Raw genomic sequence first — 18918 nt, forward strand, 5'->3', positions numbered from 1 at the left:
AAGGTCGCGGCGAACTCGTCCAATTGAAGGACGATCTGCCGGTCCCCTTGCCAAGAGCAGAATACCGGCCGCCTTGCCGCCGGCCTGGAGTACGCGGATCCGCCTGGCTGCTGGCTCTACCCACGCCGGCCTGCGAGGATTCTGGCTCAGGAGCTCGATAGACTACAACGATCCTTGTACTTGGCACACTTTTGAGTCACAGCAGGGTATTCTGGAGATGGACCGGTTGGATTGGTTCTTTCCCCTCATTCTCGTCGGAGCTCGTGCCGCGGCTCACAATTACCACCGCCCGGCGGGTCGCATTCGGCCGATACGCGCTGCCGGACGAAACTGGTTGATGACGGGTAGAACGAGCTGACGATGCTGCTCGGCAGGAAGAAGATCATTGTCGTCCTGACCAAGCTCATGGTCTCGGCCGGCATCATCGTTCTGATCGCACGCGACTTGGATCTTTCGTCACTCAAGGCCGACCTTCTCGCTGTTAAATTGCACCTCCTGGCGATAGCGATCTTGCTGTTATTCGCGCAGACGCTCGTACTGTGCAACCGCTGGATCCTGGTCCTCCGCGCGATCGGCGTATCTCTGAAGTGGCTGGCTGGGTGGCGCATCCTCATTGCCAGCGCCTGGTTTAATCAGGTATTGCCCTCCGGTGGTGAAGCCATCCGCATATGGATGTTGCGGCGGCATGGAATACAGTGGCCGCAAACCCTTAGCAGCATTATCGCAGATCGGTTCATCGGCCTCCTGGCCCTCGGCTTCCTCATTCTGGCAGGAACGCCCTTCTTGATCTCGCGCATCCACGATAATGTCTTGCTGTTCGCCGTCTTGGGTATTCTCGCTGGCGCATACTTCGGCGCAATTGCCCTAACAATGCTGAATCGTTTGCCGGCCCGAGTGACTGCAGTTCTTCCAGAAAGGCTCTTGCAATTTGCGGCACTTCTCGAGGCTCCGCTACTCGCGCGAGCAGGACGTACAGCATTATTCGGGTCGGCTATTGTTGTTCATCTTCTGACCGTTTCAGCTTGTTATGCCCTCGCGATTGGATTGGACGCCGGGCTGTCCGCATTTGATGCACTCATCCTCGTTCCGCTGGTAATTATGGCGGCCGCTGTCCCGCTATCCATCGGAGGGTGGGGCATTCGCGAGGGAGCGATGGTCGGAGCGCTCGGTCTCGTTGGTATTGCACCCGACAAGGCGCTCGCAATATCGATCTTGTTGGGGCTCGGCAATCTCATCGTGGGCGTCGTCGGAGGAGCTGTGTGGCTGCTTGCACCAGAGCGTGCGACTGACAGTCCTGATGCCACTGCGCTGCTGCGACAACCGTAATTACGCGGTCCATCGCACTGAACTGCAGCGGTGACCGAACGCCCTGGGTGCTTCTGCTCGAACGCGCCCGCGTTACTGCACAGCACTGTTCCGGCCCGGTTGGTGCAGGGAAAGGGCAACTTAGGAATTGTCGCGCAGGCGGAGCCAATATATAGGCTGTTGTCCAGCGTCATTCCTGCGAAGAGCCGAAGCCGTGACCGACCATTGCCGCCTTTGCCATTCGACCAACCTGCGTCCGGTCATCGACCTCGGATTGATGCCGATTGCGCATCGCCTTCGGCATAGCCGAAACGAGCAGGAGGAACGCTATCCGTTCGAGGTGCTGGCGTGCGGCGAGTGCGGCCTGCCGCAGATTGTCAAGCCGATCGATCCAGACATCCTGTATCGCCAGTTCAACTACAATTTCAGCAGCTGGAAGCCGGAGCCGCACCAGGTCGACGAGCTCGACACCATCGCGAAATTCTCGAAGCATCAGTCCGTGTTCGAGATCGGATGCAACGACGGCCTGTTCATGGACAGGCTGCGCGAGCGCGGCGCGAAGGTCCTGGTGGGCGTGGAGCCCAACCCGGTGTCGGGCAAGATCGCCCGCGAGCGCGGCATCAAGGTCTATTCCGACATGATCAGCCCGGCGCTGTGTCACGACGCGGTCGCCCAGGCCGGCAAGTTCGACCTCGTCGTCTCGCGCCAGGTGCTGGAGCACATCGTCGATTTCGAGAACTTCTTCGACTGCGTGAAGATCGCGCTCAGCGACGAAGGGCTGCTGTTCATCGACGTGCCCGACTTTGATCCCGGTTCAACGGCGGGCGACCTCTCCGTCCTGTGGGAGGAGCACGTCAGCTACTTCACCGAGCCGACCCTGCTCGCGCTCTTGGCTCGGCACGGCTTCGAGACGGTTTCGGTGAAGAAATACAACTTCAGCGGCGGCAGCCTCGCGGTCGCCGCTCGTCGTGCAACCCGTGACGTGACGCCGCCGCCTGCGCCCTCCGGCGTCGGTGAGAAATTCGGCCAGCGCGCAAGGGAGTACGGCGCGCGCCTGCGGCCGATCCTCGCCAAGGCCCGTGCGAACGGCGCCGAGATCGCGATCTACGGCGCGGGCTGCCGCGCCTGCACCTTCACCAACGCGCATGAGCTGGCGGATCTCGTCGACCTGTCGGTCGACGACCAGAGGGAGCGTCAGGGGCTGTTCCTGCCCGGCACCGGCATACCGATCCGTTCGCCGGACGAGCTCGCAGGCAAGTCGGAGCCGCTCGTCTGCCTTCTCGCCGTGAACCAGGAAAACGAAGCCAAGGTCAGCAGCCGGCTGCGCGAGAACGTGAAGCGGCCGCTGCACATCGTTTCGATTTTCGCGCCCTCCGACATCTGGAGCGAGCTCGATCGGCTCGAGGCGGCCTTGGGTTAGGGACGCGGCATGGCTGACGAGAAGCTCTTCAATTACTACGAACGTCAGGACGTCCTACCGACGTTCGGGAATTTCAAATCGGCCGCCGAACTCGATGCATATGCCAGCCAGCGGCGCGAGCTGTTTTCAGACAAGCTCGTGCTGCCGCCGCGGCTGTTCCGCGATGCGGAGGTGCTCGAATTCGGTCCTGATTCCGGTGAGAACGCGCTGGTGTTTGCCGGCTGGGGCGCAAACATGACGCTCGCCGAACCGAACCGGCATGCGCATCCGAAAATTGAGGCCTATTTCGCGCATTTTGGCCTGACCGAGCGCCTGCGCGAACTCGCGTTGGCCGATGTCGAGGGATTTCGCAGCGAGCGCCGCTACGACATCATCGATGCCGAAGGTTTCATTTACACCGTGCAGCCGACCGAAAATTGGCTCGGCGTCTTCGACCGGCTGCTCCATCCGGACGGTTTCGCCGTCGTATCCTATTACGAGCGCTATGGCGGCTTCTTCGAGCTCGCGCTCAAGGCAATCCATGCCGCCGGCAAGGCTTTGTCGGGCCGTCCTGCACTCGCAACCGCGAAGACGCTTTTCGACGCGAAATGGAACAGCATTCCGCACACCCGCAGCTTCGAATCCTGGCTGATGGACGTGCTCGAGAACCCGTTCGTCCGGCATCGGTACTTCCTCGACGCAGCCGCCTTGTGCACGGCAGCGCATGAGCAGGGATTCGACATCCATTCGGCGTGGCCAGCCTATCGCGACAGCCTGGACGTTTACTGGCACAAGAAGGTTCTCTCCGCCGACGAGAAGCTGCGGCGTGCGGCGCGCCATCTCGACCGCAGCCGCCTCAGCTTCCTCGGCGGACGCAAGCTCTACCTGGTCGGCAAGGCCGATGCCGTGGCGGCGATTTCGGCATCGATCGAAACGCTGGTTCTCGACGTCGACGCGATGATCGACGCCCCCTTCGGCGAGAGCCTGCCGCGCGTGATCGCGAGCCTTGCGTCCTTACGCGAGGCGATCCGAACGACGGACATTCTCGCGGACGATGCTTCCGACATCGAAACCATCGTTGCGACGCTCGACAGTTTCCACCGCATCTTTGGCGCAATCGGGCGACGCGATGCGCCCGCGGTCACGGCCCTGACCCAGACAGATCCGGCGTTCATCAGCACCTGGGGACAGCCGGCGCATTTCCTCGTCATCCGGAAGCGGTTCAAGGGATCATAGCCAGTGAGGCCAGGCATTGGCATCATCGGAACCGGGATGGTCGGCCAGATGTGCCACCTCGCCAATTTCGTCGCCAATCCCGCCTGCCGCGTCGTCGCCATCGCCGATCTCCGGCCGGATCTCGCTGCCGCTGCAGCGCAGAAGTTCGGTGTCTCGCGGGTCTATGGCACGCATCGGGAGCTGCTTGCGGACAGCGAGGTCTCCGCCGTGGTCGTCGTGACGAAGCGGCGCGCGACCGGGCCAATCGTCCTTGACGCGCTGAACAGCGGCCGCCACGTGCTGTCGGAAAAACCGATGGCCTATACGACGGCTCAGGCGAATTTGCTGGTCGAAGCGGCGCGGCAGGAAAACCTCGTCTACAGCATCGGCTACATGAAGCGTCACGATGCCGGTGTGGCGCGCGCGTTCGAGGTGCTGACGCGCTTGCGCAACGACCGATCGCTCGGAGACGTGGTCCGTGCCAAGGGCTGGTGTTTCGGCGGCGACACCGGCCGGTCGCGCGACAATTTCGTCATGACCGGCGAAACGCGGCCGGACGGGATCGAGCTCTGGCAGGACGGTCCCGACTGGATGCCGAGCGCGATGCGGGCCGGCTACGACAACTTTCTGAACGTCTTCAGCCATATCATCAACCTGGCGCGCTACTTGCTCGGATCATCGCCAACGGTCGCCGACAGCTCCGTCGAAACTTCGGGAGCCGCGCGCATCACCCTCGACTTCGACGGCATCGCTTGTACGCTGGATCTCGTGAACGGGTCCGAGGGAGCCTGGCGCGAGGGACTGACGATCGATTTCGAGCGCGGCGCCCTTACCATCGAATTGCCAGCGCCCTTCGCCGAAGAGGAGGCACGGGTCATCCTCGATCATCAAGACGAGACCACGCAGCTCGTGCATGCAACCAGCTGGGCATTTCGGCGCCAGGCCGCTGCCTTTGTCTCCGATGTTACCGAACGACGGATGCCCCTCGCGTCTGGCCAAGACTCGGTGACCGACATCGCGCTTGCAGAAGCGATCTGGAAGCGGCGCGCTAGCGGCCAGGCGAGACATCTTCGCTGGCGCCGTTGAGCGGCAAGATTCCAGCGATCGGGCCGACCGTGATCTTGACCTCCGCGAGTTGAGCCAGAAACTCTGCAACGTCACAGCGCGCCAGCAACCGACATGCGTAGTACTTTCGCACCAATGCCCGGTCCGACGCAGCTCCAGAGCCCGCCTTCAACAAGATCGTCGCCTGCGGTCCCGACGGATCGAAATGACGGAATGCAGTTCCCGGAGCAACCCGCTTCCACTCCATTTCCTGGAGGATGTCGGGCCGCTCGGCACGCAAGGCAAACCCAAAGAAGGGCTGATTGCCCCAGGCGAGCCGGAGCATACCGGTGACTTCGGCCAGGCCGAACGGCACGTCCCGTGACCGATAGTCGAAGAATCGGTCGTCGAGCGCGTAGACCGTCGCCGTGGGCTGGATCCGGTCGGCGAGGCTGCGCGTCAGAGCCTCCTGCTTCAGCGTTCTCGCCTGCATGAAGACGTAGTCATTCCACAGCATTCCGATCCATAGGATCGAGCCCAATCCGAACAACATCGCAACGGCGGCGGTCGGGCCGATCCAACGTTCGGCCTGACGCTTGAACGCGAGAAGCGCCAGCCCCGCCGGCACGCCAAACAGCAGCAGGTGACGGCTTTCGTAGAAATGCTTGGACGAGGGACGCAGGCCGGCAATCAGATAGGGCGAGGACAACGCGAGGAACAAACCAACGGCGAGGATGAGCGGCAAGGCGGTCGCCCGTCTGAGTGCAGTTGCCTCTGTGCCGGGACGAAGTAGCAGCAATGCGACGCCGACGAGCACCGCAGCCAGGACAAAGGGAGCCGGGACCTGGATCGCCGCCCTGATCGCGTGGCCCACGACGTCCCTGTAGCCGGCGTCGAAGAACGCCTTCCATCCGCTCGCCAGCTCCCCGAGGGTCGGCAAATGGGCGCCATAATGCTGCGCGTACAAACCGATGCGCTTGAACCAGATACCAAGCGTGCCCGCATAAACAAGAGGAAGGGCAATCAATTCCGGATAGCCCAAAGCACAGCGCCAGGCTGCGAGCCATGCACGACGAACGAAGCCATGCGCAACGGCTCCGCTCCGCCATGTTGCAACGAACAGTCCGAGCATGACACAGGCATAGAGCACAACCGTCGAGTTGAGCGCGAAGCTGAGCACGAATAGGCATGCACAGGCCACGCGAAGCAACACACGCCGCCAGCCCTGCGCGCTGAAGGCGAGCGTCAGCAGCCATGCGCCGACGAACAGGAGTCCGAAGCTGAAGACATAGACCGCGTTCGCCTTGCCGGCCCAAAGCTGATAACCGGGATAGGTCCAGACGATCAGAGCGAAGCCGACCGCTTCGGCGCGGTCGAGCAGATCGAGCCGTATCGCTGTCAGCATCAGACACACCGCGCCGAAGACGATTCCGGCCAGTGCCAGCGATACCATCACAACGACTGGGGCGCCGGTCCAGTTCGCGAACGTGTCGTAGCTGTAGAAGATCGGATGGCCGGCGCCATTCAACAGGAAATCGATGTCGATGAAATAGTCCGGACGCGGCTTGAGCACCAGCCAGTCGTCCATGAACAGGCCGTCATTGAGAAGCATCGGCGCATGCGCGACAAGCAGCACGACGATCAGGATGGCTATGGCGCGCAGCGACGGGGACAAGCTCGGAGGGGAAAGAGAGGACATCGTCGGCGAGGATTCGCACGCCCACGCGGCGACCGCAAGGCCGGGGCGCCAGGGCTCCCTTGACCGCAAAAATGCGACCTCCTATAGACTGCCACTCTGGCTGGGCCTTCAGAGGCGTCCGGGACGATTTTCCGCAATGAACCTGCTACCGGGCCCGGCGCAAGCTGCTGCGATTGGTGTCAGCCTCGCCTTTCCACTGTTGTTGCTGCTTTACGCGCGCATCGCCGCCACCGGCGGAGCCGGCCGTCGCTTCCGGCTGGGCTGCATCAGCGTCGTCATCCTTTACGCCGTCGCCTGTATCGCCCTTCCAGGTCAGCGCCACGTCGGCGATGTGCTTGGCGGTCTCTTCCTGCTCGGGACCGCAATGATGCTCTGCTACATCCTGTTCAGCCTGCTGGCCTGGGGCTTCACGCTGACGCTGCTCACCGCACTCGTTCAGGCTGGACATCCTCTCACCCTGGAGCAATGGGCGACAGCCTACATGCAAGGTGGAGATCTCGGCACCTTCACGCACAACCGCCTGAAGCTCCTGATCGGGGCCGGGATGGTCATCACGGCGGACGGCCGGCTTGCCCCCACCTCCAAGGGGGTTGCGGTAGCGCATCTCGTCAAGCTCGTTCGTCTGTCGACAGGCCTTGGGTGAGTCGATGTCCTTTGCTGTCGGACTTGCCGCCGTCGCCGTGTTCGCCCTGCTGGCGCCTGCCCTGCAATTCATGGCCCGCGCACGCGCTTGGCCGCTCGGACCCGTGACCCTGCTGGCGATTGCCACGGTTGTCTCGCACGGTCTCGGGGTGATGCTCGGAATTCTCTTCGTCCCGCAGCTTCAGTACTGGGACGCCGCATCGATTTTCGGATTTTGCGTCATGGCTTACGTGTTCGCCTTTGGCGCCGTGTATAAATCGGTTTCGCTGGGCATCCTGCTCAGCCTCGTCGATCGCCCCGATCGCAGGGCACCGCTATCGGAGATCGCTGACGGGCAGGTTCCAGATCTGTTCCGCGGACGAATTGGGAACTTGGTCGATGGCGGCTTGGTGGAACGGACCGATTCGCACTTCGCGGCGACGGCGGCGGGCCGGAATATGGCAGGCCACGTCGGACGGCTGCGCCGCGCCTTCGGCATTGGCAACACCAGCCTCTATGATTTTTCCGACTAGTTGCGCGGAACACACACATCATAGGTTTCGCGCCGGTCTTGTGGGCATACCGGCGAGCCGCATTGTTCGCCCGGTTCAGATGACCTAGACTTGCATGGGGCCACCGGGACAGAGTGGCCCCGCCAACGGGCGCATACAATGACACCTTCTAGGGCGGCAAAAAGGCTTACGATCGTCATTCCTGCACTGAACGAGCAGGACAAGATCGCCGACACGATCGACGGCGTGCTGCCGCTCGCCCGCGACCTGCTCGACGATTTCGAGATCTTCCTGATCGACGACGGCAGCACCGATGCCACTGGCGCGATCATGGACGAGTTCGCAGCCGGCGAGCCGCGCATCATTGTGCATCACAATGCCGAACCGCGAGGTGTCGGTGCCGGCTTCGAATATGCGCTGTCGCGCGCGAAATTCGATGCCATCACGCTCATCCCCGGCGATCACGCCTTCCAGAACGAGGGTGTTGCCCGGATGTTCAAAGCGGCGGGCGCCGCCGACCTCGTCATCACCTATCGCGACAACCAGTCGGACCGCTCCGTCAACCGCTCGCTGCAGTCGCATTCGTTGCGGTTCATCCTGAACTGCCTGTTCGGCTTCTGGCTGTCCGACTATCACAGCATGATCGTCTATCCCGTGAAATGGCTGCGCCAGATCGCGGTCAAGGCCGACGGCTACGGCTACCAGATCTGTGCGCTGATCTCCCTGCTCCAGCTCGGCCTCACCTACGTCCAGGTTCCGGTGAGCCTGAACGCGGAGCTGAAGGGCTCGTCGCGCGCGCTGCGGCTGCGCACCTATCTCGAGCTCGGCGGGACCATCCTTTCCCTGCTGCGCCGCGTTCCCATCCGGAACGTCAACCTCAGGCAGATTCCCGCCGACGCGGAACGGACCCCGGCGCGCTAGGCCTCGCCGGACCACGACACGGCACCTCCAGCACAGCGGCTGCGAGAGCACGGGCGCGCGCGGGACGCCCTCCCGCCGAAATCTAGTCTAAGTGATTGATTTGGCTGGCAGGAGTGGCAGGGCTCGAACCTGCGACCCCCGGTTTTGGAGACCGGTGCTCTACCAATTGAGCTACACTCCTACGAACCCGCGTCGCCGCGGATCAGGGGCGCTTTCAAGCACAGAGAGCGGCCGGTTTGCAAGGGTGAACCGCGCCGGCTTCGCTTGTTTGTGCCGGGGGTTCTGGGCCACAGTCCATCGGCCATAACGAAAAACAATCGGGAGTGCCCATGACCGCTACAGCGACCGCCTCTGCCGCCCCGCAGGCCGCAAACGCGCCCCACACCCCAGCTTTGCCGGAAGCGCGCCCAGAGACGCTCGGGCTGTCGCGGCCGCGGCTCCAGGCCATGTCGGACGCCTTCAAGCGCGAAATCGACAAGGGAACCGTTCCCGGGGTCACCGTGCTGGTGGCGAGGCGCGGCCAAATCGGCTGGTTCGAGGCGCTCGGCAAGCAGAGCCCGGCAGGCGCGGCGCCGATGGCGCGCGATTCGATCTTCCGCATCTTCTCGATGACCAAGCCGATCGTCTCGGTCGGCATCATGGCCCTGGCCGAGGACGGACAGCTCCTGCTCAGCGATGCCGTCGCAAAGTTCATACCGGAGTTCGCGAGCCAGCAGGTCGGCGCCGTCAAGGACGGCCGGTTGGAGCTGGTACCGCCGGCGCGGCCCATGACCGTGCAGGACCTGCTCCGCCACACCTCCGGCCTCACCTACGAGCACCAGGGCGACGGCCCCGTGCACAAGCTCTACCAGGAGTCCCGCGTCCGCAGCCGCAAGATCACCAACGCCGAACATGCCGCGCTGGTGGCGAGCTTCCCGCTCGTCTGCCAGCCCGGCGCGGAGTTCAACTACAGCCGCTCCACAGATATTTTGGGCCGCATCATCGAAGTCGTCAGCGGCAAATCGCTCGGCGCGTTCCTTACCGAGCGCGTGCTTGCGCCGCTCCAGATGGCCGAAACCGGCTTCTCGACAAGCCAGGCCAATGCCAGCCGCCTTGCCGAGCCGTTCGCGGCCGACCCGTGGACCGGCGACAAGGTCGCCCTGTTCAACATGCTCGAGCAGCCCGTGATGGAGTCCGGCGGCGGCGGCCTGGTCTCTACCACGATGGACTACGCCCGCTTCTGCCTGATGCTGCGCAATGGCGGCACGCTCGACGGCAACAGGATCATCGGCCGCAAGACCCTGGAGCTGATGGCCTCCGATCACCTCGGGCCAGGCGTGCCGACCAACGGCACGCTGCTATCGCCGGGCCATGGCTTCGGCCTCGGCTTTGCCGTGCGCCGCGAGGCCGGCATCGCGCCCTTCCCCGGCAGCGTCGGCCAGTATTTCTGGAGCGGCATTGCCGGCACGTTCTTCTGGATCGATCCGAAGGAGGATCTGTTCGCAGTGTTCATGAGCCAGGGGCCGGGACAGCGCGACTACACGCGGACCTTGGTGCGGGATCTGGTTTACGCGGCGGTGGAGTGACCGCTGGTTGAATCGAATGATCGGGCGGCGAGCTCGGTGCAACCTCTCCCGCTTGCGGGAGAGGTCGGCGCATAGCGCCGGGTGAGGGCTTTCTCCTCGTTGGGAGTCTCTCTGCGGATATACTCTCTCCCGCAAACGGGAGAGGGAGCGCACTGTTCTTCGCGGCTACACCTCGACCTGATCTCGCACCTCAACTGATCGTCGCGCCGCCGTCGATCACCATGGTCTGGCCGGTCATGAAGTCGCCGGCCTTCGAGCCCAGGAACACGGCCGCGCCAGCGATCTCGTCGGGGATGCCGATGCGCAAGAGCGGCGAGCGCGAGGTCGAGGCTTTCAGGTTCTCCGGATTGTCCCACAGCGCCTTGGCAAAATCGGTCTTGATCAGGCCCGGCGCGATGCAGTTCACGCGAATGTTGTGCTGGCCGTATTCGCAGGCGAGATTGCGCGCGAGCTGCATGTCGGCGGCCTTCGAGATGGCATAGGCACCGAGGATGGTCGAGCCCTTGAGGCCGCCGATCGAGGAGACGATGATGATCGATCCGTCCTTGCGCTCGATCATCTGGGGCACCACCATCGAGATCAGCCAATTGTTGGCGACGATGTTGTTGTCGAGGATCTTCCTGAACTGATCGTCGGAGATGCCGGCGAGCGGGCCGTAATATGGATTCGATGCGGCGTTGCAGACCAGCACGTCGATCTTGCCGAAGGCGCGGTTGCTCTCGTCGACGAGGTTTTGCAGATTCTCTTTCGAGGAGATGTTGGCGGCGACCGCGACCGCGGTGCCCTTGCCAAATCTGTCGTTGATGCCCTTCGCCACCTGCTCGCACACGTCGGCCTTGCGCGAGGAGATCACCACCTTGGCGCCGTGCTCGGCCATGCGCTCGGCGATCGCAAGCCCGATGCCGCGCGTCGAGCCCGTGATGACGGCGACTTTCCCCTTCATGTCGAACAAGGTCATGTTTCTCTCCCAGATTTGATTTTCGTATTCAGTGTCAGGCCAGCTTCTTGACTTCCGGTCCCGCCGGCTGATGCATCGCCGAGTGCGCGGGATCGGCGATCCAAGGCTGCTGATTGACCATCGGCAGCCGCCAGACCGTGCGATCGGGACTCGCAAAATAATCCAGCCGCGTCACCGAGCAATTGTCGATGTCGAACGACAGCCCGCGTTCCGGCTGCCCGCCGAGCGCGAACCCCACTGCCGCCCTGATAGTGCCGCCATGCGCGACTGCGATGATGTCCTGTCCGGCCGCCTCGGCGTTGATCCGCTCGATGGTGCGGCGCGTGCGGTTGTACAGGTCCATGAAGCTTTCACCGCCGGGCGCGGGCTCGTTGATGTCGGCGAACCAGCTCGCACCGACGGGGCGGCTGGCAATGAACTGGGCGCGGTTCATGCCCTGCCAGCGGCCGAGGTTCTGCTCGGCGAGATCCGCCTCCCATTTCAGCGCTGCCGGCCTTGGAAAACCCGCAGCCCAGATCGCCTCGGCAGTTTGATGGGTGCGCATCAGATTGCTCGAATACCAGACCGCCTGGCGTGGCAGCACCTTGGCAACAGCATTGAACACATAAGTATCGCTGGTGTCACAGGCGATGTCGCTCTGCCCGTAGATGTTGCCGCCGTCGTTGCGCACCGGCGCGTGACGGACCCACCACCACCGCGTGATGACCACGTTCGGCTTGTCTGCACCTGCCATCGAAACCCTTCCATCCAGTCTATTGTCGCTGTACGTGAGTAGCGAACGTGTCTCAAGACACTTTGCCGTTTGAAATCTTGTTTGAAATTCCGTCGCGCGGCAAGCGTCGTGCGCGAACAAAAGGGAGAAAACGCATGGGCCGCCTGCAAGGCAAATCCGTCATCATCACCGGCGCCGGCAGCGGCATCGGTCGCGCGGCTGCGCTGCTGTTCACCAAGGAGGGCGGCAAACTGATCGCGGTCGATCGCACCGAGGCGGTGAAGGAGACGGTCGAGGAGATCAAGAAGGCCGGCGGCGTCGCGGAAGCGATGGTTGCGGATGCCGGCTCCGAACAAGACGTCATCGCTGTGATCGACAAGGCGGTGAAAACGCACGGCCGGCTCGACGTGATCTGGGCCAATGCCGGCGTCTCCGGCGGACTCGTTCCGCTCGCCGAGCAGACCGTCGAGCATTGGCAGGAAATCCTGCGCGTCAACCTGATCGGGCCGTTCCTCGCGGTGAAGTACGCCATGCCGCACATGGTCAAGCAGCAGTCCGGCGCGATCGTGCTGACCGCCTCTGTCGCCGGCCTCAAGGCCGGCGCGAGCGGGCATCCCTATGCCGCGAGCAAGGCCGGCGTGATCAGCCTGGTGCAGACCACGGCGTATTCGCTCACCGGCACCGGCGTGCGCATCAATGCGGTCTGCCCCGGCCTGATCGAAACAGGCATGACCAAGCCGATCTTCGACCGCGCCAAGGAGCGCGGCACCCAAGACAAGATCGGCCAGCTCAACCCGCTCAAGCGGCCGGGACAGCCGCACGAGCTCGCGGCGATGGGACTGTTCCTGGCGAGCGACGAGGCTTCGTATGTGAACGGCCAGGCGTTCCCGGTCGACGGCGGCTTGACGGCATCGATGCCGTATACGGGCAAGCCGGTTTAGTTGCACGGCGCGCTGTGGCATGGGCCGCAGCTCTGCAGCGCACCGCCGAACCGGACGATGCTTCGCATCGCCGGGGAGACGCTGCGCAGCGTCCGGGCCACGAGACGTGAGTTTCAGGTACACAGCTGCCTCAACCCGTCATTGCGAGCGCAGCGAAGCAATCCAGAATCCCTCCGCGGAAAGACTATGGATTGCTTCGCTGCGCTCGCAATGACGGTCGTGTGGTGGGCAGCATCCGGGCTGCGGGACTGTGTTGATTTGCTCGACCGGGGCTCACGTTGGTATGGTTCCTGCAGGCAACTCAGCCTCCATTCCCTGACAAGACCGAGACAATGCCAAGCTCAAGACCCGACCGTATCCGAAAACTCCTCGCCGACCTCGTCTCGTTCGACACCGTCAGCGACCGCACCAACCTGCCCCTGATTGCCCATATCGAGAGCTATCTCGCCGCGTTCGGCCTCAAGGGTGAGCGCATCGTCGACGAGACCGGGGAGAAGGCTTCGCTCTGGGTCACGATCGGGCCGGAGGATCGGCCGGGCTTCGTGCTGTCGGGCCATACCGATGTGGTGCCTGTCGTGGGCCAGGACTGGAGCCATGATCCGTTCAAGCTGGTGGAGCGTGACGGCAAGCTGTACGGCCGCGGCACCACGGACATGAAGGGCTATGTGGCGGTGTGCCTCGCCATGGTGCCGGAGATGGTGGAGGCGAGACTCAAGACGCCGATTCATCTGGCGATCTCCTATGACGAGGAGATCGGCTGCGTCGGCGTGCGGCCGATGCTGCACGAGGTCGCGAAGAAGAGGGTCCGGCCGCTCGGCGCATTCATCGGCGAGCCCACCCAGATGCAGGTCATCATCGGCCACAAGGGCAAGCACGGTGTACGCGCCACGTTCCATGGGCTCGCGCGTCATTCCTCGATCGCGCCCGACGGCGTCAATGCGATCGAATATGCCGCCGAGCTGATCGTCGAGATCCGCCGCCGCGCCGTGGCGCTGGCGGCCGTGCGGTCGACGGACAGCCTCTACGACGTCCCGCATTCGACGCTGCTCACCAGCATCGTGCACGGCGGCGCAGCGCTGAACATCGTGCCTGATACCTGCACCGTGGATTTCGAATGCCGCGGCATCGGCATCACCGAGTCCAAGGAGGTGACCGATGCGATCGTCGCCTGGGCCAAGGCCGAGATCGAGCCGGCGATGAAGGCGAGACATCCGGATTGCGGCATCGATTTCGAGGAGATCCTCGACTATCCCGCGCTCGACACCGCCGCCGACGCCGCCATCGTCACGCTGGCCAAGAGCCTCGCAGGGCGCAACGACCACGCCAAGGTCGCGTTCGGCACCGAGGCGAGCTTGTTCGCCGACATCGCCGACATTCCCTCCGTGGTGATCGGCCCGGGCTCGATCGCACAAGCGCATACGCCTGATGAGTTCGTGGAGATGGCGGAGCTGGAGAAATGCGCGGGGTTCCTGGAAAGGCTGATCGCGCATTGTGCGAAAGGGTAGTCCGCGTCTTTGCGAGGAGCGAAGCGACGAAGCAATCCAGCTGTCACCGCGGAACGACTCTGGCTTGCTTCGCTTCGCTCGCAATGACGGAGCGCGGGGGAACCACCTGTCCGGATCGTCGCACTCATTGCCGCTACGGCTTCACCGCGCCCTACCGCTCCTGCAGGGCCAGCCGCACGCCGACGGCGCAGTAGATGGTCCCGACCACTTTGCCCTGCCACTTCACCACCGCCGGATGGCGGCGCAGTAGGTTGCCGAGACGACCGGCGCCGACGGCGAACACGACAGTGCTGACGAGACCGAGCAGCACGAAGACAACACCGAGAATGGCAAGCTGAAGTGCAGGCGCGCCGTGCTCCGGCTTCACGAATTGCGGCAGGAACGCCAGGAAGAACAGTGCGGTCTTGGGATTGAGCACCTCGGTCAGCACGGCCTCGCGAAAGGCACGGCCCGCGCCGATCGGAGGGGCACCGCCGTTCAGCGCGATCGGCGCCTTGTCCAGCATGGCCCGAATGCCGAGATAGATCAGGAAGCCAGCGCCGGCATATTTGACGATGCTGAACAGCAGCGCCGAGGTGGCGATGATCGCCGAGAGTCCGACAATCGCCATCCCCGTATGTACCAGGTCTCCAGCGGCGATTCCCGCACCCGTGGCGATGCCGACCTTCGTTCCCGAGCTTGCCGCCCGCGCCATCGTGAGCAGCGTCGCTGGTCCCGGGATGAAGACGAAACCGAGCACGATGAGGACGTAGGTGATGAGGGTAGTGTGGTCGATCATGCGCGGGTCTCCCGGGGCGGATTGGGCAAAGGGATACAAGGACTCGGTCGCTGCGAAAGGCACTTGCGCGGTGTGAATTGCGAGTCTTGGATTCCGCCTCCTCGTCATTGCGAGCGCAGCGAAGCAATCCAGGGGGCCACCGCGGAAAGAATCTGGATTGCTTCGCTGCGCTCGCAATGACGGCGCGTGTGGAGCAGCGCCTTACCAAAACAAAAAAGGGCGCGGCCATCAGCCGCGCCTTTGTTCTTCCTACACCGCCCCCGCCTTCTGCGCGTATTCCCAGGAAGCCTTCGAAAGCGGCACGGTGCGCTTGGCGGATTCGAGCGCCTTGGCGTTGGCGGCAGTGCCGTCGCGGACGCGGCCGGCGATGCCCTGGGTGATGCCGGCGAGACGGAACAAATTGTAGGCGAAGTACCAGTTGAGATCGGGCACCGTCATCTCTGTGACGTTGCAATAGATCTGCGCGGCCTCTTCGAGGCTCGGGATATTGAGCGCCTTGAGGTCGGCACCGTCGAGGCCCGGCATGATCCATTGCATCAAGAGATAGGTGAAATCGGCCATGGGATCGCCGAGCGTCGACAGCTCCCAGTCCAGCACCGCCTGCACGCGCGGTTCCGTCGCGTGGAAAATCATGTTGTCGAGGCGATAGTCGCCATGGACGATGGAGACGCGCGCCTGCTCCGGCACCGTCTTCGGCAACCATTCGGCCACCTTCTCAAACTCCGGAATGTGCTGGGTCTCGGACGCCCGATATTGCTTGGTCCAGCGATCGATCTGGCGGGCAAAGTAGTTGCCAGGCTTGCCGAAGTCGCCGAGCCCGATCGTAACAGGGTCGAACATATGCAGCTTGGCCAGCGTCTCGATCTTGCTGGTGAAGATCTTGCGCCGCGCTTCCGGCTCCTGGCTCGGCAGCGTCGGATCCCAGAACACGCGCCCCTCCTCCATCGACATGATGTAGAAGGCCGCGCCGATGACGCCGTCGTCCTGGCACAGCGCATAGGCGCGCGCGACCGGAAAGCCCTGCTTGCCAAGCGCGGCGATGACGCGATACTCGCGGTCGACTGCATGCGCCGAGGGCAGCAGCTTGCCGAACGGCTTGCGGCGCATCACGTAGGAGCGGTTCGGTGTGTTGAGGCGATAGGTCGGGTTGGACTGCCCGCCCTTGAACTGCAGCACCACAAGCGGGCCTTCGAAGCCTTCGACGTGCTCGCGCATCCAGGCCTCGAGCCGCATCTCGTCGAAGCGATGCCGCTCCTCGACCGGCTTGGTGCCCGAAAACTCCTCGTCTTTCCTGACGCCGTCAGCCACGGTCACGCTCCCTCTTCAGTCCGAACATGATCCTAATCGGTAACCGCTAACGCACTTGCGTCAAGCGGTTACCGCAATTGGATCATGTCCCGTCGTTTCTTCAAGTCGGGAGCGCCGCAGGGCTCCCCCGCTTAGTGATTGGGAGAGTTTGCATACTTCCGAAGTTCGAGCCTGGCAATGGCGCGGTTGTGCACCTCGTCCGGGCCGTCGGCGAGGCGGAGCGTGCGGATGTGCGCATAGTCCTTGGCAAGGCCGGCTTCGTCCGAGACGCCCGCACCGCCGAAGGCCTGGATCGCCTCGTCGATGATCTTCAGCGCCATGTTGGGCGCGGCGACCTTGATCATGGCGATCTCGGCCTGCGCGGTCTTGTTGCCGACCTTGTCCATCATGTCGGCGGCCTTGAGACACAGAAGTCGCGTCATCTCGATGTTGGTGCGCGCCTCGCCGATGCGCTGCTCCCACACGCTGTGCTCGACGATCTTCTTGCCGAACGCGGTGCGCGAGGCGAGCCGCTTCACCATCTTCTCCAGCGCCTCCTCGGCTTTGCCGATGGTGCGCATGCAGTGATGGATACGGCCCGGACCGAGGCGGCCCTGCGCGATCTCGAAGCCGCGGCCTTCGCCGAGCAGGATGTTCTCCTTCGGCACCCGCACGTTCTCGAGCAGCACCTGGGCATGGCCGTGCGGCGCGTCGTCGAAGCCGAACACCGGCAGCATCTTCTCGACCTTGATGCCTGGCGTGTCGAGCGGAACCAGGATCTGCGACTGCTGCTGGTGCTTGGCCGCCTTGAAATCGGTCTTGCCCATCAGGATCGCGATCTTGCAGCGGGGATCGCCGACGCCGGACGACCACCATTTGCGGCCGTTGATGACGTAATGGTCGCCGTCGCGCTCGATGCGGGTCTCGATGTTGGTGGCGTCGGACGAGGCCACCGCCGGCTCCGTCATCAGGAAGGCGGAGCGGATCTCACCGTCCATCAGCGGCCGCAGCCATTTCCGCTTCTGCTCCTTGGTGCCGTAGCGGATGAACACTTCCATGTTGCCGGTGTCGGGCGCGGAACAATTGAACACTTCCGAGGCCCAGGTGATGCGGCCCATTTCTTCCGACAAAAGCGCGTATTCGAGATTGGTCAGTCCCGCGCCGCGGAATTCATCGTCCTCATGCTCGGACGGCGGCATGAACATGTTCCAGAGGCCTTCGGCCTTCGCCTTCTTCTTGAGGTCCTCGAGAACAGGGATCACCTTCCAGCGGTCGCCGCTCTTGTCCTGCTGATCGTAGATCGGCACCGCCGGGCGCACGTGCTTGGCCATGAAGGACCGCACGCGGTCGAGCCATTCCTTTTGCTTGGGCGACATATCGAAGTCCATGCGACGCTCCTCTCTCTCACTGGTCCTTTTGCGCCGGACTGTCCTCCCGCTTTGCGCGGCCCGCAAGCGCGAATGCGCGTCCTTGCGGACCTGTCGAAACCCGGCTGCAGTTGCGAACGAGTCCCGATTGCGGATTGACTTTTCCCGACCTTCAAACGATAGTTTCATACAACTGTTTGAATTGCAACTCCCCTCCCCGAGGGCATCCATGGCCAGCGATCATACGAGGTCTGCCATTCTCGCCGCCGCCGAGCGGCTCTATGCCGATCGCGGCTTCGGCGACGTGACGCTGCGCGACATCGTCGCGGAGGCGGGCGTCAACCTCGCCGCGGTGAACTATCATTTCGGCTCAAAGGACGAGCTGATCGCGGAACTGTTTGTCACGCGGTCGATCGCCACCAACCGCGAGCGCCTGCACGAGTTGAAGGCGGCGGAGGAGCAAGGCGGCGGCCGCGCACCGATCGAGGTCATCCTGCGCGCGTTGGTCGGGCCGACCTTGCGCGGCTGCCTGGGGCCGGAGAACCAGCGCTCGACCGCCGCGCGCTTCATGATCCGCGCCTCGATCGAATCCGTGCCGCCGATCCGGCGCATCAAGAACCGCGAGATCGACCATTTGCGCAAATTCGTCGGCGCGATGCGGCGGTCCCTGCCCGACCGCAGTGACGTCGATATCTATTGGGGCCTCAACTTCGCGCTCGCCATGGCGCATCACACCATCCGTGAGAGCGAGCGGCTGACCAAGCTGTCGGAGGGCAAATGCGACCTCGACGACGTCGAGGATGTGGTCACGCGCGTCGTCAGCGTGGCGACGATGGCGCTGACGGCGGGACGGATGGAGCCGAAGGTCTCTTCAAAGGTGGCGGCGCGTTAGCGCGGATGGGCGTTGACGGTACGGAGCTGGAAGCTGCATTCGCGGTGCGCTCCCTCGCCCCGTTCTTACGGGGCCGCGACGAGCTTTGCTCGCGCTGAGAGGGGTTGGGGTGAGGGGCCTCTCTCCACACGTGCGGTCTTCGGGGAGACCTGTACCCCCTCACCCGGATCGCACCGGACGATGCTTTCGCATCGCCG

General features: G+C 63.5%; 17 protein-coding genes and 1 tRNA gene. 11 read left to right on the forward strand and 7 right to left on the reverse strand.

Annotated features, from left to right (window positions below):
* Window positions 1-360 precede the first annotated feature (360 nt).
* The 4 genes from ACTEK7_RS33415 to ACTEK7_RS33430 all read left to right on the forward strand — a co-directional run bounded on the left by ACTEK7_RS33415 (window position 361) and on the right by ACTEK7_RS33430 (window position 5005).
* A complete protein-coding gene (locus ACTEK7_RS33415; protein ID WP_225147688.1) occupies window positions 361-1326 on the forward strand; it encodes a lysylphosphatidylglycerol synthase transmembrane domain-containing protein in 966 nt (321 codons plus the stop codon).
* A 193-nt stretch (window positions 1327-1519) separates the two neighbouring features.
* The gene (locus ACTEK7_RS33420) at window positions 1520-2725 is read left to right on the forward strand and encodes a class I SAM-dependent methyltransferase (protein WP_225147689.1); all 1206 of its coding nucleotides are present in this window, start codon (window positions 1520-1522) and stop codon (window positions 2723-2725) included.
* Window positions 2726-2734: 9 nt separating this feature from the next.
* Window positions 2735-3940, forward strand: a complete 1206-nt coding sequence (locus ACTEK7_RS33425; protein WP_225147690.1) for a class I SAM-dependent methyltransferase — start codon at window positions 2735-2737, stop codon at window positions 3938-3940.
* 3 nt (window positions 3941-3943) lie between these two features.
* Entirely contained in the window at window positions 3944-5005 is a 1062-nt protein-coding gene (locus ACTEK7_RS33430) for a Gfo/Idh/MocA family protein (RefSeq protein ID WP_225147691.1), read from the forward strand.
* Here the strand turns inward: ACTEK7_RS33430 and ACTEK7_RS33435 are convergent.
* Window positions 4968-6662 carry a hypothetical protein gene (locus tag ACTEK7_RS33435; protein WP_225147692.1) on the reverse strand — a complete coding sequence of 565 codons (1695 nt, stop codon included), beginning with the start codon at window positions 6660-6662 and terminating at the stop codon, window positions 4968-4970. The two genes, ACTEK7_RS33430 and ACTEK7_RS33435, sit on opposite strands and share 38 nt — an antisense overlap.
* Window positions 6663-6798: 136 nt before the next feature.
* Between ACTEK7_RS33435 and ACTEK7_RS33440 the strand changes: the two genes are divergently transcribed.
* From ACTEK7_RS33440 to ACTEK7_RS33450, 3 genes are all read left to right on the forward strand, one after another.
* Complete coding sequence (locus ACTEK7_RS33440) at window positions 6799-7305, forward strand: hypothetical protein (RefSeq protein WP_225113242.1); 507 nt, start codon at window positions 6799-6801, stop codon at window positions 7303-7305.
* 4 nt (window positions 7306-7309) lie between these two features.
* Window positions 7310-7816 carry a hypothetical protein gene (locus ACTEK7_RS33445; RefSeq protein ID WP_225147693.1) on the forward strand — a complete coding sequence of 169 codons (507 nt, stop codon included), beginning with the start codon at window positions 7310-7312 and terminating at the stop codon, window positions 7814-7816.
* Window positions 7817-7954: 138 nt separating this feature from the next.
* Window positions 7955-8716 (forward strand): glycosyltransferase family 2 protein, encoded by a 762-nt coding sequence (locus tag ACTEK7_RS33450; protein WP_036010911.1) that lies wholly within the window; start codon window positions 7955-7957, stop codon window positions 8714-8716.
* Between the two features lie 105 nt (window positions 8717-8821).
* Here the strand turns inward: ACTEK7_RS33450 and ACTEK7_RS33455 are convergent.
* Window positions 8822-8897: transfer RNA gene (locus tag ACTEK7_RS33455), tRNA-Trp, on the reverse strand.
* A 148-nt stretch (window positions 8898-9045) separates the two neighbouring features.
* Here ACTEK7_RS33455 and ACTEK7_RS33460 point away from each other — a divergent pair.
* Window positions 9046-10281 (forward strand): serine hydrolase domain-containing protein, encoded by a 1236-nt coding sequence (locus ACTEK7_RS33460; RefSeq protein ID WP_225147694.1) that lies wholly within the window; start codon window positions 9046-9048, stop codon window positions 10279-10281.
* A gap of 190 nt (window positions 10282-10471) precedes the next feature.
* Here the strand turns inward: ACTEK7_RS33460 and ACTEK7_RS33465 are convergent, their stop codons facing one another.
* Entirely contained in the window at window positions 10472-11239 is a 768-nt protein-coding gene (locus tag ACTEK7_RS33465; protein WP_036010906.1) for an SDR family NAD(P)-dependent oxidoreductase, read from the reverse strand.
* A gap of 34 nt (window positions 11240-11273) precedes the next feature.
* On the reverse strand, window positions 11274-11972 hold the full coding sequence (locus ACTEK7_RS33470; RefSeq protein WP_225147695.1) for a histidine phosphatase family protein: 699 nt from the start codon (window positions 11970-11972) through the stop codon (window positions 11274-11276).
* Window positions 11973-12106: 134 nt separating this feature from the next.
* Between ACTEK7_RS33470 and ACTEK7_RS33475 the strand changes: the two genes are divergently transcribed.
* Both ACTEK7_RS33475 and argE read left to right on the forward strand, forming a co-directional pair.
* Window positions 12107-12892: an SDR family NAD(P)-dependent oxidoreductase gene (locus ACTEK7_RS33475; RefSeq protein WP_109143341.1), complete on the forward strand. Its 786-nt coding sequence runs from the start codon at window positions 12107-12109 to the stop codon at window positions 12890-12892.
* 332 nt (window positions 12893-13224) lie between these two features.
* Window positions 13225-14397 carry an acetylornithine deacetylase gene (gene argE, locus ACTEK7_RS33480; protein WP_225147696.1) on the forward strand — a complete coding sequence of 391 codons (1173 nt, stop codon included), beginning with the start codon at window positions 13225-13227 and terminating at the stop codon, window positions 14395-14397.
* 151 nt (window positions 14398-14548) lie between these two features.
* On the opposite strand, the gene ACTEK7_RS33485 is transcribed toward argE, so the two are convergent.
* The 3 genes from ACTEK7_RS33485 to ACTEK7_RS33495 all read right to left on the reverse strand — a co-directional run bounded on the left by ACTEK7_RS33485 (window position 14549) and on the right by ACTEK7_RS33495 (window position 17850).
* Window positions 14549-15175, reverse strand: a complete 627-nt coding sequence (locus ACTEK7_RS33485) for a LysE family translocator (protein ID WP_057029609.1) — start codon at window positions 15173-15175, stop codon at window positions 14549-14551.
* Window positions 15176-15424: 249 nt separating this feature from the next.
* A complete protein-coding gene (locus ACTEK7_RS33490; protein ID WP_036010960.1) occupies window positions 15425-16483 on the reverse strand; it encodes a phosphotransferase family protein in 1059 nt (352 codons plus the stop codon).
* A gap of 131 nt (window positions 16484-16614) precedes the next feature.
* Window positions 16615-17850, reverse strand: coding sequence for an acyl-CoA dehydrogenase family protein (locus ACTEK7_RS33495; protein ID WP_057029608.1), 1236 nt, complete (start codon window positions 17848-17850; stop codon window positions 16615-16617).
* A gap of 208 nt (window positions 17851-18058) precedes the next feature.
* Here ACTEK7_RS33495 and ACTEK7_RS33500 point away from each other — a divergent pair, with 208 nt between their 5' ends.
* Window positions 18059-18721, forward strand: a complete 663-nt coding sequence (locus ACTEK7_RS33500; protein ID WP_036027671.1) for a TetR/AcrR family transcriptional regulator — start codon at window positions 18059-18061, stop codon at window positions 18719-18721.
* Window positions 18722-18918 lie beyond the last annotated feature (197 nt).

It is taken from the genome of Bradyrhizobium sp. JHI2711, from assembly GCF_056156565.1.